The organism is Methanoculleus sp., from assembly GCF_035363275.1.
In the GTDB taxonomy this organism is placed as follows: domain Archaea; phylum Halobacteriota; class Methanomicrobia; order Methanomicrobiales; family Methanoculleaceae; genus Methanoculleus.
In genome coordinates, this window is sequence record NZ_DAOSET010000140.1 from 1 (window position 1) to 1,335 (window position 1,335).

At 51.9% G+C, this 1,335-nt stretch carries 3 protein-coding genes; all 3 read left to right on the plus strand.

Translation table 11 applies throughout. The features are described 5' to 3' along the window. Positions 1 to 249 precede the first annotated feature (249 nt). Complete coding sequence (locus tag PLN84_RS13355) at positions 250 to 459, plus strand: transposase (protein ID WP_348532193.1); 210 nt, start codon at positions 250 to 252, stop codon at positions 457 to 459. A 57-nt stretch (positions 460 to 516) separates the two neighbouring features. Next, positions 517 to 963, plus strand: coding sequence for a helix-turn-helix domain-containing protein (locus PLN84_RS13360; protein WP_348532194.1), 447 nt, complete (start codon positions 517 to 519; stop codon positions 961 to 963). Beyond that, positions 960 to 1,335, plus strand: a 376-nt coding sequence (locus tag PLN84_RS13365) for a transposase (protein ID WP_348532195.1), incomplete at its 3' end; no start/stop codon positions are given. The genes PLN84_RS13360 and PLN84_RS13365, both read left to right, overlap by 4 nt.

A 1,335-nucleotide genomic window follows, 5' to 3' on the forward strand; every position in this document is an offset into this window, starting at 1 on the left:
CGTCCGGGTTCTCGATCACCCCGACGTTGTGCGGGTTCATGAAGTGCTCCATCACCCTCTGGCTGTATCCGATCTGGTCTGCCATTACTCTCCACCTACAGCGGTGTAATAGCCCGCAGGCGTTTAACTTTTGGGGTCAAAGGGGCGAAGCGGGAAGTCCCCGGTCGAGAGGACCGGGGATGAAAGCGGAGCTCCTTCGTCATTACGATAACTAAATTTACCTGGGTGTTCTATTATGGTTCACCCAATATGAAGTATAAACTTGATCGGTCGGCACATTCGGTCTTTGCTCTCTATTACCATCTTCTCTTCAAAGCAACTCCGAAGACCAACCTTGTCAACGCGGTCAATGTGATCAAGGGCGTATCGTCCCGGAGGCTGCGGCAGGAGTTCCCCGCAACAAAGAATCTATTATGGGGACATTCCTTCTGGTCCCCGTCGTATTTTCTTGCAACGTAGGGACAGGTAAGCCTTGACACTCTGAAAGAGTATGTTGATTCACAACTGGAGAAGTAGATGATTGTTTCCTACAAGTATCGAGCATATCCCGATGCAACTGGAGAAGCACGGTTGCATGAAGCACTCGATACCTGTCGGTGGCTCTACAACAAACTTCTTGAAGAGTGTACTACCGCACGAGAGGCCGGGGTCGCTCCGACGATGCGAGGAATGCAGGCGCGGATCGTCACGCTAAAAGAGGAGAACCCGTTTCTGAAGGACGTGTACTCCAAAGTACTTCAGATGGTGAACTACACCCTCTGGAGTAACCTTCGTGCTCTGTCGCAGACAAAGAAGAAAGGGCGGAAGATCGGCAAACTCCGGTTCAAGAGCGCAACCCGGTACCGGACGCTCAATTACAATCAGTCCGGGTTCAAGATCGACCGGGAACACAGCACGATCACGTTCTCGAAGATCGGAACAATCCCGTTCACCGTTGCTATCGACCGTACCCGGGAGAGGTGAAAGGTGTCCTGATCACCCGTTCCGGTGACAACTGGTACGTCATCATCCAGGCGGAACAGGAAGTTTCCGAACCGAAGAGGGAGGGGCGATCCGTCGGCATCGACGTCGGGTTGGATTCGTTTGCGGTCGATAGCAACGGTGTAGTAATCGAGAACCCCCGGTTCTATGAACACTCACGTGACCGGATCAAGAAGTTGCAGCAGAGCGTTGCTCGGAAACAGCGCTTTTCGCAGAACTGGAAGAAAGCAAAAGGGAAACTGGAGAAGGCATATGACCATATCACGAACCAGAAGAACGATTTCCTGCACAAACTTTCTCGTCGGTACGTTGACACCTACGCAGCGATCTGTGTTGAAGACCTGAATATCAAGT